A 14,511-nucleotide genomic window follows, 5' to 3' on the forward strand; every position below is an offset into this window, starting at 1 on the left:
TGGGTGAATGTCCTCTCGATGGTCCTGTTCGGAATAGCCATCGGAGTGCTGATCTGTTTCCTCGGAGGACTCATGGCTGTGGACATCGTGCCGAGAAAGGCGACGGGGGCCGCGCTGGGAGTGGTGGGGATAGCATCCTACTGTGCTGCGGGAATTCAGGATGTCGCGTCGGGATGGCTCATAGATGCGAACATTACCGTAACGGCAGATGGCGCCAAACACTACGACTTCGAACCTGTGGCCGTATTCTGGATTACAGCGTCAATAATATCATTCATACTACCGCTGATGAACCGAAAGAAACCGACCGAAGCATAACGAAAATACCGGGAGCGCAGTTGTGAAACTGCGCTCCCGGTATTTTTTATGCCGAACCGTCAGAACAAGTGATAAGCGACCGTCAGCCCCGCCATCACGATCGAAACCATCGACATCAGCTTGATGAGGATATTGAGCGACGGCCCCGACGTATCCTTGAAAGGATCGCCCACGGTGTCGCCTACGACCGTAGCCTTGTGGCTGTCGGAACCCTTGCCACCGTAGTGGCCCTCCTCGACCATCTTCTTGGCGTTGTCCCAGGCGCCGCCGGCGTTGGCCATGAAGACCGCCAGCACGAATCCCGAACTCAAACCGCCCACGAGCAGTCCCATGACGCCCGCCACGCCGAAGATCAGACCGACGGCGACCGGAACGACGATGGCCAGCAGGCTCGGGAACAACATCTCGCGCTGCGCTCCGCGGGTCGAAATCTCGACGCAGCGGGCGTAGTCGGGAGTTCCCTCGCCCGTGAGGATGCCCTTGATCTCCCGGAACTGGCGGCGCACCTCCTCCACCATACTCTGAGCCGCACGGCCTACGGCGTTCATCGTCAGGCCGCAGAAGAGGAACGACATCATCGCGCCGATAAACACGCCGACCAGCACCGTGGGATTCATCAGCGAAACGCGGTAGTACTCCATGAAATCGAGGATCGAGGCGTCCTGAATGAAGCGCATCGACCCGTCGGACATTTCGAGCATCGTCACGCCGTTGTGCATCAGTCCGATGCGAATCTCCTCGACATACGAGGCCAGCAGCGCGAGGGCCGTCAGGGCCGCCGAACCAATGGCGAAGCCTTTGCCCGTGGCGGCCGTGGTGTTACCCAAAGCATCGAGGGCGTCGGTGCGCCTGCGGACCTCGGGGCCGAGACCGCTCATCTCGGCGTTGCCGCCCGCATTGTCGGCGATGGGGCCGTAGGCGTCGGTGGCGAGGGTGATACCCAGTGTCGAAAGCATGCCCACGGCGGCGATACCGATGCCGTAAAGCCCCAGCGACATATTCTGCGGAGCCATCATGTTCTGCACGTCGAAGCCGATGGCGCAGAGATAGGCCAGAACGATCGCTACACCGATGGTTATGACGGGAACGGCCGTGGAGATCATGCCCGAACCGATCCCGGCGATGATGACCGTGGCAGGTCCCGTCTGGGCACTTCCGGCGATCTTCTGCGTCGGTTTGTAGGAGTGCGAAGTGAAATACTCCGTGGCCTGCCCGATGATGATGCCTGCCACGAGGCCCGTGATGACCGAGAAGGACAACCCCACCCAGTTCCCAATGCCCAGCAGGTAGAGGATGCCGAATGTGGCGAGGGCGATCAGCAGCGAACTGAAATTCACCCCCACGCCCAGCGAGTGCAGCAGTTCGCGCATCGTGGCCCCCTCCTTCGTGCGCACGAGGAAGATGCCGATGATCGAGAGCAGGATGCCCACCGCGGCGATCAGCATCGGGGCCAGCACGGCTTTCATCTGCAAGGCTTCGGAGCCGGCCGACGCAAAGGCCGCAGCGCCCAGCGCCGCCGTGGCCAGCACCGAGCCGCAATAGCTCTCGTAAAGGTCGGCGCCCATGCCGGCCACGTCGCCCACATTGTCGCCCACGTTGTCGGCGATGGTCGCGGGGTTGCGCGGATCATCCTCGGGGATGCCCGCCTCGACCTTGCCCACCAGATCGGCGCCCACATCGGCCGCCTTGGTGTAGATGCCACCGCCGACACGTGCGAACAGGGCCTGCGTCGAGGCGCCCATGCCGAAAGTCAGCATCGTCGTCGTGATGACCACGAGTTTCTGCGGCCCTGCGGCATCGACAAACCAGGTCAGAATCACGTACCAGAACGAGATGTCCAGCAGTCCGAGGCCCACGACCACCAAACCCATCACCGCGCCGCTGCGGAAAGCGACTTTCAGACCGCGGTCCAGCGACTGCCGCGCGGCATTGGCCGTGCGAGCCGAAGCGTAGGTGGCGGTTTTCATACCGAAGTAGCCGGCCAGTCCCGAGAAGAATCCGCCCGTGATGAAGGCGAAGGGCACCCAGCCGTTCTGCACCCCGGCTCCGTAGGCCAGGTAAGCGAAGAAGAGCGCCAGCACGACGAAGACGATGCCGACGACCTTGTACTGCTGACGCAGATAGGCCATGGCGCCCTTGCGCACGTGCCCGGCGATTTCACGCATGCGCTCCGTACCCTCGTCCTCGCGCTTCATCAGGCTGTAAAACAGCCAGGCGAAGGCCAGGGCGACGACGGATGCGGCAGGTACGATCCAGAAAATCGAAGGAATGTTCATATCGCAAAGTAGTTTGATTGGTTGGTTCCGTTTCAGTCGCAGTCAGAAACAAATATATAAAAATATCCCGACCGTAACAACGCCCGGGATACAAAAGTGCCGGAACAGGCATCATTTCGTCTTTTTCGGGGTACGGAACTCCACGACGATCGGACGGTGGTCCGAAGCCTTGTCGGTAAAAGCGTCGTGAACGGTTTCGACCCGTTTCACGCCGTCCCAGATCCCGTCCGTGCAATAGATAAAATCAATGCGGGCCTTTCCGCCCGTGGTCGAGGGCACGAACTCCCCGGAAAACCAATCGCCGACGATGTCGTGGGAATAGGCGCTGCGCACGAGATCGTGCACATCATAGTTGCGCGTGCCGTGAAACGGTTTGTCGAGCGGCGAATGCGAATTGAAATCGCCCATCATCAGCCAGTGTTTCTCACCGGCGAATTTCGGATTGAGGATCGTGGCATCGAGAATCCGGCGCATCTCCTCCACGCGGAAAGCCTCGCCGCCGTTGTCCTTGCGGGTCTTGTCGCCCATCGAATAGCGCTGCGGCCAAAGGTGCAGCACGACATAATTGACGCCGTTGATCTTCACGTGCAGGGCGCCGTGGGAAAGCCCCTCGCCGATGCGCTGCACCACCTCGATCGGGTATTTCGAGGTGAAGGCCACGGGATAGTTGTCCTGATAGGGGCCTATCGCGGTATAGGGATGCCCCCAGCGTTCGGCCAGCAGGTGCAGGCTGTCGGGCAGGTAGCGCGGCATCTGCTCCTTGCTGACGGTCTTTTTATGCTCGTTCCAATGCGTCGCGCCTTCGCAGATGGCGAAAACATCGGGGTCCTGCGTCCGGACCCACGCGACGAAGCGGTCGTAACGGTTATACTGGTCGTACCACATGCCGTCGGCGATGTTGTAGTCCATCAGGCGCACCGTCTGCGCCTTTTTCTTTCCGGGCCGGGCGCCCTGCACGGCCGGGGCGGCCGCAAAAACGCCCGCCAGCAACAGCAGGGCTGCGAATCTCAGATTGCGTGTCATCATATTGCAGGATTTTGAGTTGAATGGTCGGAATTTCCGTTGATGCCGATCAGCAGCACCCGTTGTTCCAGATCGCCGACCTCCGGACGCACGTGGCGCTGGACGAAGGAGCGGTAATTATAGACCGTGCGGATCGAACAATGCAGCAAGGCGGCGATGGTCGCCGTGTCGGCAATGCCCAGACGGATCAGCGCATAGATACGCAGAACGGTGGTGAGCTCCCCGTCGCGGCGCCCCTCCGTGCAGGCTTCGGCGTCCAGCAAAGCGTTCATCTCGTCGATGAAGGAGGGGAAAAGCCCCAGAAAGGTCTTGTCGAAAAGAGCGTAGAACTCCTTCAGTTCGTCGTTGCGGATATTGCTGCGGGCATACTCGCGGCGAAGCTCCGCGATCCGGTCGTCGCGCAACATTTTATTGACATGCTGATAGGTGGCCGAGAGCTTGTTGATGTATTCCGAGATGGTTTGCAGGAATCCGCCGATATAGACCTCCTTGATCCGGTTGGCATCGGCGATGCGGATGTTCTGGCAGCTCAGCCGGCCGTTCGTTTCGCGCAGGCTCCGGGCCAGTTCGTTCAGCTTGTCGTTCGACTCGCGGAGAGTCTGCTGCACGGCGAAAAGCCGCCGGTTCTGGGACAGCACGTACAGCCCCGCGGCAGCGGCGGATACGAAGAACAGCAGCACGACGCATATCAGCACGATATACATCGTGTGCAACCGGGCGTTGCGCTCGCTGTACGCCGACTCTATCTGCGGAAGGATGGCCATGTCACGCCATGAACGGCTCGGAGAGTTGAAAAAGCGCGTATCGTTGATCGCCACACGGATATAGTTCATGGCCCGCTCGACATCCCCCCGATCGAGAAGTTTTTCGGAAACGGCGCACAACGAGCCGTGATCGCGCACCGCCGACTGAATATCGGCCAGGGCCGAACACACGAACCACGCCAATTCACGATCGGGACGGCCCGCCCTTCGTTCGAGCTGCGCCTTGTGGTTGGCCGCCTTCGCGTACTCGTGCGAATCGGACGGCAGGGAGATCAGCAGACTGTCGCACAGAGCCGTCGCCTCGGGCCAGTCTTCCCGAAGAATCGCATCCATATAACCGTAGTAAAGCCGCGTGAAGGTGTCCTCGCCGATCTCCGCCGCACGCCGTGCGTAATAATGTTCGCGCAGGCGGAAGACATCGCGCCGCACCCCGGGCTCGGTCAGGTAGCAGAGTTCCCGGTTCTTGCGGTGCTGGGCCACATAATACGACTGCAAGGCCCGGCGGCTGACGCTCACCGTATCGGAAATGGCGTTCAGTATCTCCTCGGCCTCGTAAAAACGGCCTCCCAGACTGTAACACAGCGCGATCGAGGAACGGGCGCGCATGGTCAGATCGTTATCGCCGATCCGTTCGGCCAGTTCAAGGCCCCGCCGGAAGTAGAGCAGCGAGGAGTCGCTCTGATAGGAACTGTAAATGTCGGCGAGCTGTTCGGTCAGGTCGAAACACGTGCGCAGCGGAAGTTCTTCGCGGCTCAGTTCGTTTTTGAGCGAGTCGATACGGGCTTCGCGCCGGGCGGCATACTCCCCGCTATGGGCGATCGCCCGGTCGAGCCAGCGGAACAACTCCTGCAATCCGGCTTCGTCGTTACCGAAAACCGGAAACGCCGATAAGGCGGAGAGCAAGATTGCAGCGAATGGGATTATTTTCATTTCAGGTTTCGGTTTAGCACAAAACTAATACTTAAATAATATAAAAACAAATTACAAATCCGTACCATATGTTACAAAAGCATTAAAAAGCAAAACAATACAGTTTCCCGATTTACATAATGCACCGCGGTGCAAAACAGCAATCGTCTGACATCGAATACATTAACATTTACAATCATTTACAATTTCCGATCGGGGGCTTTCCGCGAATTTAGAAAGGCGTATCTTTGTAATGAAAAATTTCCGACATCTGCCCTAAAATTACAAAAAAAATTCAGAATCGATTCAGAACAATTAACCTTAAAACACTATGAGAACAATTCTACCCCGGAAAATCCCCAAAAGGAGCGTCACATCGCCGATCGCGGTCCTGCTGCTGACCGCCGCGATCCCGCTGGGCACCGCCTGCGACGATGACAAGGACTACTCCCGCAGGGAATACATCGAATGGTCGAACACTCCGGAATTCGACAGGAAACCCGACATCCTCCATTTTTCCGTCAACGGTTCGCCGGAGAACGGCTGCAATGCAATCTACGTCAGGACGAACGTACCCTTCACCGCGACCGTGGAGTTCGAAGAGGACGAAGACAACGGGGAAGCGGCGGCCCCCGCCTGGCTCGAACTGGTGAAGATCGAACACGACTACCTGCCGGGCATCTCCCGCCTGCTCTGCAAGGCGGCCCCGCATCCCGGCACCTATAAGGAAAGAAAAGGCTGCATCTCGCTGCACACCGAGGTCGAATACCTGAACGATTTCATTCCGATCGTACAGGGATTCCCGGCCCGCGTCGAAGGCGATTTCGACTGGCTGAAATACGGCTCGGCCAACCCGCTGGAAACCCGCGGCGAAACGGCGATCTCCGGCTGGACCGCCGAACAGAAAGACAAAGGCTGGGAATCGACCCCCGCCGAAGAGGAGGGCACGGCCCACTGTTACGGCAAAAACGGCTACGTCAGGCTGGGCGACGACCTCGGACACGGGGCTAACCTGCTGTCGCCCTACAAGCCGGAAATCCGGTCGGACACGGCGGTTCTGGTCCGGTTCAACGCCATAGCCTATGCGGCGGCCGACGGCACGAAAGACGCCAACGAACTGACCGTAACGGTCAAGGGCGGCGGGCAGTTCCTCGACGGTGCGACTTCGAAAAAACTCGTTCTGAATCATTTCGATCCCTCGGACGAAGAGCTGCCGGAGAGCATGTGGGAGAATTCCCGGCAGAAGTTCATCGTCGTCTCGCACCCCAAAAACACGTTCACGAGCAACACCCGCATCGAACTCATGGCCGGCGACTACGTCATGGAGTCGGGCAACACCCGCATCTTTATCGACGATTTCTACATTTTCAGGCTCCGGTGGTACGACTACGACGACCTTTTCGGGGGCCTGCCCTGGGAGCAGCAAAAGAACGAATCGGGGAAATAAAACCTAACCGCAACAGATACCATGAAAAACTTTTTTACCAAGCGTTTCAGTCCGATATGCGCCCTCGCGGTCTCCGTACTACTGCTCGGAGGGGGGGGGTGCAGCGACGATGATACCGAGCCGGTCGTAGGCTCGAAAGGCGGCAGCAGGACACTCTACGTCGCCAGCGACGCCGGCTCGCGCACCGTCCGGGTCAAAGCCAACAGCGCGTGGCAGGTGCGGCTTACGCCCGACACCCGACTCTGGGTCTCGATCGACGGAGCCGACAGCGGCGAAATGGACGGGGCGTTCACCGTCAGCTACAAAACCAACAACACGCTTCCGCGCAAAGGAACCGTCCTGATCGCCTCCGGCACGCAGCAGGCGATCGACACGGTGTACCTGATGCAGTACGGCACAGCCCCGCTCCTGCAATTCTCGGACGGGGACAGGCAGTTCTCGTCGGTGGGAACCATCGACTCCATTGCGATAGACACCAACATTCCCATTTCCAAATTCTCGAAAATCGCCCGTCAGGTCACATACGGAGAATCGGACACGGAGTGGATCGACAGCATCCGATACGCCGGGGATTACAAAAGTCTCCTGTTCAGAATCGCCGACAACACGGCGTTCGAGAGCCGTGAAGCCCGGATTCAGTTGCAGTTCGAGGACGACTGGGGCGGACAGCACCTGGCCTGCTGCACGATCCGGCAGGGCATTCCGGGCGGCACGAGCGACACCCGCGAGGTGACGTTCGCCGACCTGCGCAGTCTGATCGCGGAGGCCGAAGGCGAGATCACGATCGACGGCGACATCGCCGTGAGCGGCACGGTCGTAAGCGACCACACCTCGCCCAACATGGCCGGAAGTCCGATGCCGAAGGCCGCGACCAAACCCGACATGACCCTCAACGACCGCACGGCCTATCTGCAAAACGCCGACGCCTCGCTGGGTATCGCCCTCGTCACGACCGATGCCGGCCAAAACAACCTGAGCCGCTACGACAAACTCAAACTCTGGTGCAAAGGGCTGACGCTGACCAAGCGGAGCGACCCCGAGCGATACACGCTCCAAGGCGTGACGCAGGACCACATCATCACCAAATCGGCGGGAACAGCCGAAGAGGTGCCCGTCAAACGCCGTTTCATCGACCAGCTGACCGACGCCGACATCTACACCTTCGTGACGCTCAAACGCTGTCAGATGGCCGTCCGCACCCAGCGCTTCATGCCCGTGCACATCAACTACGTCAACAACTACAACATGTACTACCCTTCGGTCGTACTCGACCGTCACGGCGACATGATCCACCTGATGACCAACCACGGATGCGACTACCGGTTCCAGGAGATGCCCGACGGCGAAGGGACGATCTCCGGCATCATCGTGCACGAACCCTGCACCTTCTTCGTCAAGGACGGCGACATCGGCCGTTATCAGATCCGCAACGTAACGCGGCAGGACATCGCACTGGAGGAGTCGGACGCCAATGCCTTTTCGGCTATCGCGGTGGAGTGGTGCCCCGACGGCAAGGACGCCCGCACCTATGCGTACCCCCAGTACCCGCATCCGGCGAACGAGGAGGGCAAAGCCCATTGCTGGCCCGCCTCGACCGGTTCCGGACTCTCGTTCCTGAGCCATTACGGGTGGCTGGCGATCGGTTCCGCCTACCGCGCGAACTCGGCGAAGGAGGGAGAAACGCTCAACAGCGCCTCATGGGGCCATAAATTGCTGTGGGACACGGCGAACGGAACGGGATATTCGCTGTTGTTCGAATTCTCGACCCAGAACATCGAGTCGTCGCAGTGCTCCTTCGCCTTCACCTGCCGTTACCATTCGGCACAGGGCGGACTGCGCTACTGGACGGCGGAGTACTCGACCGACGGCGACACTTGGAAGCGACTCGACGATTTCACGGTGCCCGACGCCGGCAACTGGAGCAACATGCAGTTGGAACAGCTATCCGGCGACAAGAGCATCTGTCTGAACGTGCCCGCGGAGATACTGGGCCGGAGCGTGGCATGGATACGCCTGCGCCCCGTCAGCGACAAAATCGGCACCGCGACGACCTACGACAGCGCAACCATCGCGGCGAACGGCCAGGTGGCAAACGCCTTCACCGTCTCCTATGCCGCACTCCGTTACAACAAATAAACCCGCGAACGATATGAAAACATACGACATGACACACCACCTGCGCCGGCTGGTGTTCGGAGGTCTGCTGCTGGCTGCTGCCGCCCTGCTGCCGGGCTGCGAGGACGATCCCGCCGTTCCGGACGAGGAGATCTCAACCGACCCCGGAACGAGCGCAGAACCCGAAACCCTGCGGTTCATCAGCTACAATATTCTCGAAGGCATGAAGCTCGACAAACAACAGAATTTCGACAACTTCGCAGCCTGGGTGAGGGAGAAGGACCCCGACTTCATGGCCCTCTGCGAGTGCAACAACTTCACCGAGGAGTCGCTCACGGCCCTCGCCAACCGCTACGGGCATACCTATGCCATACTCTGCAAGGAGACGGGCTACCCGGTGGGACTGACCTCGAAATACCCCATCGAGCTGCGCAGCCGCATGCTCGAAGAGGTACCTCTCTGGCACGGGGCGCTGCACCTGCGCATCAAGGACATCAACGTCGTGGTGCTGCACCTCTATCCGTTCGGAACCTATCCCAACGGCCAGGGCGCGGCAGGCTCGGGCGACGCATACCGCGACACGGAGATCAACTGCATCCTCGACAACACCATCCGCCGCTATCCGGCGGAACCGTTGTGGCTGATGTCGGGCGACTTCAACTCCTACTCGCCCAAGGATGCCGACGCGATGCCCGCGAACACCTATTACGAAACCCATTCGACGGTGCTCCGAAGCGGATACGCCGATGCCCTGCGCGACCGCCACAGCCAGTTCTTCCGCTCCGTACCCACGGTTTACGGCGGATGGCCGGACGGCAACGGGCGGCGCATCGACTACATCTATGCCTCGCAGGCCGTGATGCGCGAAATAACCTGCTCGGAGATCATCTACGACGAGTTCACCGACATGCACTCGGATCACTATCCGGTCATGATCGAGTTCCGCCACTATCCCTCCGGGGAACAGACACCACAGGAGTCGCATTAAACAAACAATCCGCATGAAACAATATATCATCATTCTGATCCTGCTGGTTTCGGGAGCACTGACGGCGACACCCACCCTCGCGCAGAAAGCCGGGACCAAACACACCGTAACGGGCAAGGTTACGGACCAGAGCGGCGAACCGCTGATCGGCGCCACCGTGTTGGTGACGGGCACGACGATCGGCGCCAGCACCAACGCCGCAGGCGAATATACGATCCAGGTTCCCGAAGGGGCTTCGCTGACGTTCCAGTACATCGGCTACGAACCCAAAACCGAAAAGGTCGGTTCGCGCACGAAGATCGACGTGAAACTCGAACAAAGCAAGCAGACCATCGACGAAGTGGTCGTGATCGGCTACGGTGCGGTGAAGAAGACCGACCTGACAGGCTCGGTGGCCAACGTCAAGATGAGCGACATCAAGGACGTTCCGGTGGTATCGGTCGATCAGGCGTTGCAGGGCCGTATCGCAGGCGCCGACATCATGGCCACGACCGGAGAACCCGGAGCCACGACCTCGATCCGCATCCGCGGAACGCGTTCGATTTCGGCATCGAACGAGCCGCTGATCATCGTTGACGGCATCATCGACGCCATCCACGACCTGAACGACATCAACTCGGCGGACATCGAGTCGATCTCGGTGCTCAAAGACGCTTCATCGACGGCCATCTACGGCGCACGCGGCTCGAACGGCGTCATCGTCATCACGACCAAGAAGGGCCGCGGCATCGACGGACGCCCCAGCATCACCTTCAAAACCGACCTGGGATTCTCGCAGCTCCCGCGCCGGCTCGACATCATGGACGCCACGGAGTTCGCCCGCTACCGCAACGACTACGCCTACCACTTCGCAGGCGCCGACAGCGGCGAGAAGCTCGAACCCGACTCGCCGATGTCGAAATATCCCTACCCCGATCCCGAAGCCAAAGGCCGGGGCACGAACTGGATCGACGAGATCACACGCACGGCGCTCTATCAGAACTACGACCTCTCCCTCTCGGGAGCCAGCCGAAAGGGCTCCTACTACGCCTCGATCGGCTACAACGAAACACAGGGCATCATCGACAACAGCGGGCTGAAACGCTATTCGGCACGCTTCAAGATCGACCACGAGTTCGCCAAATGGTTCAAGGCCGGACTGAATCTGAGCTACACCTACCGCGACCAGGACGAGAACCTGGCCACGATCGGCGGAACCAACTGGTGGAACGCGGCCGTCTTCCTCAGCCCGTTCCTCAACCCCTCGTCGAGCATGAACGACCTGTGGTACTCGGGCCAGAAATTCAACAACCCGCGCATCATGCTCGACCACTGCCTCAAGAACGCACGGCGCATATCGCTCACCAACAACGGATTCGTGGAATTCACCCCCGTCGAGGGGCTGAAGCTGCGCAGCCAGTTCACCTACTACTCCTACCAGCGCCACGGGCGTTACTACGAACCGGGCTACCTGCCCGCCAAGAAGGAGAACGAAGGCGGCTACGCTTCGCGCGACGAATACGACGACACGAGTTTCCTGAACGAAAACACGGTCTACTACGAAATCCGTCCCCGGAGCGGCCACAACTTCGATGTCCTGGCCGGCTACACCGCGCAGGTCAAATACGACAACAACCTGAGCATCACGGGCCGCGGCTATACGCTCGACGAACTGACCTGGAACAACATGGCCGCCGTTCCCGACAAGCAGAACACCTCGATCAGCACCAGCCACAACGACTGGACCAAGATGTCGGTGCTCGGACGCCTGAACTACAACTACAAGGAGCGCTACTACGTCACGTTCACGGCCCGCTACGACGGCGCCTCGAACTTCGCGGCCAACAAGAAATGGGGTTTCTTCCCCTCGGCGGCCGTACGGTGGAACATCGCCAACGAAAAGTTCCTGCAAAAGGCCGCATGGATCGACGAACTGGCCCTGCGCGCCAGCCTCGGACGCACCGGAAACGACGCCATCTCGGCCTACCGTTCGCTGGCCGCCGTGGGCAACTCGACGAGCGGCTATCTGCTGGGCGGCACGCAGCAGCTGGCTGTCTACCCGTCGCGCCTCGCATCGCCCGACCTGACGTGGGAGACCTCCGACCAATACACGCTCGGCGCCGACGTATCGCTCTTCGGGGGACGGCTCAACGTGACGGCCGACGCCTATCTGATCAAGACCCGCGACCTGCTGCTGACCGTGCAGGTGGCCTCGCAGACGGGTTACACCAACTATTTCGCCAACGCCGGACGCACCACCAACAAAGGCTGGGAACTTACGTTCGAAAGCCGCAACGTCGTCCGTCCGAAATTCCAGTGGTCAACGTCGCTGACACTCTCACGCAACAAGCAGATGGTGGACGACATCGCCTCGGAAGATTTCGTAACGGCCTACTCGTCGCCCTCGTCGTCGGGAACGACCTACATGATGTACGGTTACAGGAAGGGCTACACGCTCAACGCCCTCTGGGGATTCCGTTACGGCGGCGTATGGCACAACGAAGCGGAGGTGGAGCGCAACAAGATCACCAAAGCCTACGCTTCGGCCAGTGGGACCACGTTCAAACCCGGATACGCCCGGTATCAGGACATCAACCACGACGGCGTGCTGAACAACGACGACCTGGTCTACCTCGGATCGGCCGACCCGGACCTCTACGGCGGCATTCAGAACACGTTCAACATCCATAACTTCACGCTGGGCGTCTATTTCAACTACTCGATCGGCGGCAAGATCTACAACGTCGCGGAGCTCTGGATGGGCAACGGATCGCCCTACACCAACCAGTACCGCTACATGCAGAACGCCTGGCATCCGGTGCGCAACCCGGATTCGAATATCCCGATGGCCGGCAGCTACGACGCGCTTCCCAGCGACCGCATGGTGCACGACGCCTCGTACCTGCGACTGAAAAACATCTCAGCGAGCTACACCTTCGATCTGCGCAAGGCGACCAAAAACCGGCTGAAAGACATCCGGATAAGCGTCAGCGGCGAAAACCTCTATCTGTGGAAAAAGTACAACGGATTCGACCCCGATGTCTCAACGTCGAGCTCTAACTCGGCCCTGCGCCGAGTCGATATCGGAGCCTATCCCAAACCCCGGACCATCATTTTCAGCCTCCAGATCAGATACTAATACCGTCAAAGAAGATGAGAACACACCGTTTCCTGAAAAAATACCTGCTGGCTGCGACGGCAACCGCCGCCCTGCTGTTCAGCGCGTGCGACCTGGACGAACACCCCACGTCGTTCGTAGGTCCCAAGGACTACTACAAGACCCGGGCGCAGTGTCTGGCGGGACTGAACGCCTGCTACATCCCGATCAACAGCATCTACGACTACTGCTTCCTGATCATGACCGAAGGCGTCACCGACCTGATGTACATCACCTCGGGAACCAAGGACGCCCAGCTCGACATATCGCCCGCAAAACCGCTCAACGGCGCGAAGATATGGACCCAGTGCTATAAGGGCGTGATGTACTGCAATTCGACCATCGCCGCCATCGAGCGCTCGCCCCTGAGCGACATCGAGGAGGCGTCGGAAGCCGACAGGCAGCCGCTGCTGGCGGAAGGCATGGTGCTCCGCTCGTTCTACTACTGGCTGCTGACCTGCGTATTCGGCGACGTTCCCTTCTACACCAAAGAGGTAGCGGACAACAGCGTGATGATGGAGATCGCCCGCCTGGGCCGCATGCCGGCGAAGGATACCCGCGACTACCTGATCGACGAATTGAAGCGCTACGTGCCCTTCATGGACCAGGTGCGTTCGTCGGAGGTGGCGGACAACCGCATGGGCGCCGCGATGGGCTGGATGATGATCGCCAAGCTCGCGCAATGGAACCACCGCTGGGACGACGCCCTCGAAGCGCTCGGCGAACTGGAAAAGATCTACGGCGACCTGCAACAATATCCGCTCGAAGACATCATGTTCCGCAACAAGAACACCCCCGAGTCGATTTTCGAGGTGCAGCGCACCTACACCGCAGGCGGACTGGCCGTCACCACCAACGTGGCAGCCATCTGCACGCCGAGCCACAACGGCAAAGGCATTTACGACGGCGTGGAGATTCCCGAAATGGGTACGGGAATGACCACCTGGACCTCGATGCGTCCCAACAGCTATTTCTGCGACGGACTCCAGACCAAAAAGGGCAATGATAAACGCAAGACGCTGAACATGGCCTGGGAATACGACGGCAAACCGTTCAGCAACGTGGGAACCCGCCCGTGGCTGGGTCCGAAATTCTGGTGCCCGGGCATGCAGAACACCGCGGACTTCAACAACCAGAAAATCTTCCGCTACGCCGACGCCGTTCTGATGATGTCCGAATGCTACGCCGAGCAGGAGAACATCGACGAGTCGATCCGCTACCTGAACATGGTCAAGGAGCGCGCCGGACTCGCACCCTACACCTTCAAGAACATAGAGTCGCTGATGGAGGAGATCCAGAAGGAGCGGGGCCGCGAACTGCTGGGCGAGTTCCAGCGCAAGTTCGACCTCGTGCGCTGGGGAATCTGGTATCAGATGACCTACGACTACACCAATTACAGCACGCTGAAAGAGAACATGCTTCCCTGCCACGAATACTATCCGATCCCCGACAAGGAGGTCGTCTATTCGGGCGGCGCGCTCGACAACAAAGCCTACAACGAATACGGCATGTAGCTTCCGGAACGAATAAAACAC

Annotated in this window: 8 protein-coding genes and 1 pseudogene; 6 read left to right on the plus strand and 3 right to left on the minus strand. The window is 59.7% G+C overall.

Going from position 1 to position 14,511, the window contains the following annotated elements; translation table 11 throughout:
- Nucleotides 1-318: pseudogene (locus tag WMO46_RS14310) on the plus strand (MFS transporter); the annotation flags it as partial.
- Between the two features lie 59 nt (nucleotides 319-377).
- Here WMO46_RS14310 and WMO46_RS14315 read toward each other — a convergent pair.
- From WMO46_RS14315 to WMO46_RS14325, 3 genes are all read right to left on the minus strand, one after another.
- Complete coding sequence (locus WMO46_RS14315) at nucleotides 378-2,594, minus strand: sodium-translocating pyrophosphatase (RefSeq protein WP_195497193.1); 2,217 nt, start codon at nucleotides 2,592-2,594, stop codon at nucleotides 378-380.
- 111 nt (nucleotides 2,595-2,705) lie between these two features.
- Nucleotides 2,706-3,620: an endonuclease/exonuclease/phosphatase family protein gene (locus tag WMO46_RS14320; RefSeq protein ID WP_019150481.1), complete on the minus strand. Its 915-nt coding sequence runs from the start codon at nucleotides 3,618-3,620 to the stop codon at nucleotides 2,706-2,708.
- Nucleotides 3,617-5,311, minus strand: a complete 1,695-nt coding sequence (locus tag WMO46_RS14325; protein WP_165357786.1) for a DUF6377 domain-containing protein — start codon at nucleotides 5,309-5,311, stop codon at nucleotides 3,617-3,619. The genes WMO46_RS14320 and WMO46_RS14325 overlap by 4 nt, the downstream gene beginning before the upstream one ends.
- 310 nt (nucleotides 5,312-5,621) lie before the next feature.
- Here WMO46_RS14325 and WMO46_RS14330 point away from each other — a divergent pair, with 310 nt between their 5' ends.
- The 5 genes from WMO46_RS14330 to WMO46_RS14350 are packed head-to-tail and all read left to right on the plus strand — an operon-like array spanning nucleotide 5,622 to nucleotide 14,490.
- The gene (locus tag WMO46_RS14330) at nucleotides 5,622-6,737 is read left to right on the plus strand and encodes a hypothetical protein (RefSeq protein WP_349094555.1); all 1,116 of its coding nucleotides are present in this window, start codon (nucleotides 5,622-5,624) and stop codon (nucleotides 6,735-6,737) included.
- A 21-nt stretch (nucleotides 6,738-6,758) separates the two neighbouring features.
- On the plus strand, nucleotides 6,759-8,873 hold the full coding sequence (locus WMO46_RS14335) for a DUF5689 domain-containing protein (RefSeq protein ID WP_278817342.1): 2,115 nt from the start codon (nucleotides 6,759-6,761) through the stop codon (nucleotides 8,871-8,873).
- A gap of 13 nt (nucleotides 8,874-8,886) precedes the next feature.
- Nucleotides 8,887-9,840: an endonuclease/exonuclease/phosphatase family protein gene (locus WMO46_RS14340; protein WP_278966709.1), complete on the plus strand. Its 954-nt coding sequence runs from the start codon at nucleotides 8,887-8,889 to the stop codon at nucleotides 9,838-9,840.
- 13 nt (nucleotides 9,841-9,853) lie between these two features.
- Entirely contained in the window at nucleotides 9,854-12,958 is a 3,105-nt protein-coding gene (locus WMO46_RS14345) for a SusC/RagA family TonB-linked outer membrane protein (protein WP_349094556.1), read from the plus strand.
- Nucleotides 12,959-12,972: 14 nt separating this feature from the next.
- The gene (locus WMO46_RS14350) at nucleotides 12,973-14,490 is read left to right on the plus strand and encodes a RagB/SusD family nutrient uptake outer membrane protein (protein WP_019150487.1); all 1,518 of its coding nucleotides are present in this window, start codon (nucleotides 12,973-12,975) and stop codon (nucleotides 14,488-14,490) included.
- Nucleotides 14,491-14,511 lie beyond the last annotated feature (21 nt).

Source organism: Alistipes intestinihominis (genome assembly GCF_040095975.1).
Classification (GTDB): Bacteria; Bacteroidota; Bacteroidia; order Bacteroidales; family Rikenellaceae; genus Alistipes; species Alistipes senegalensis.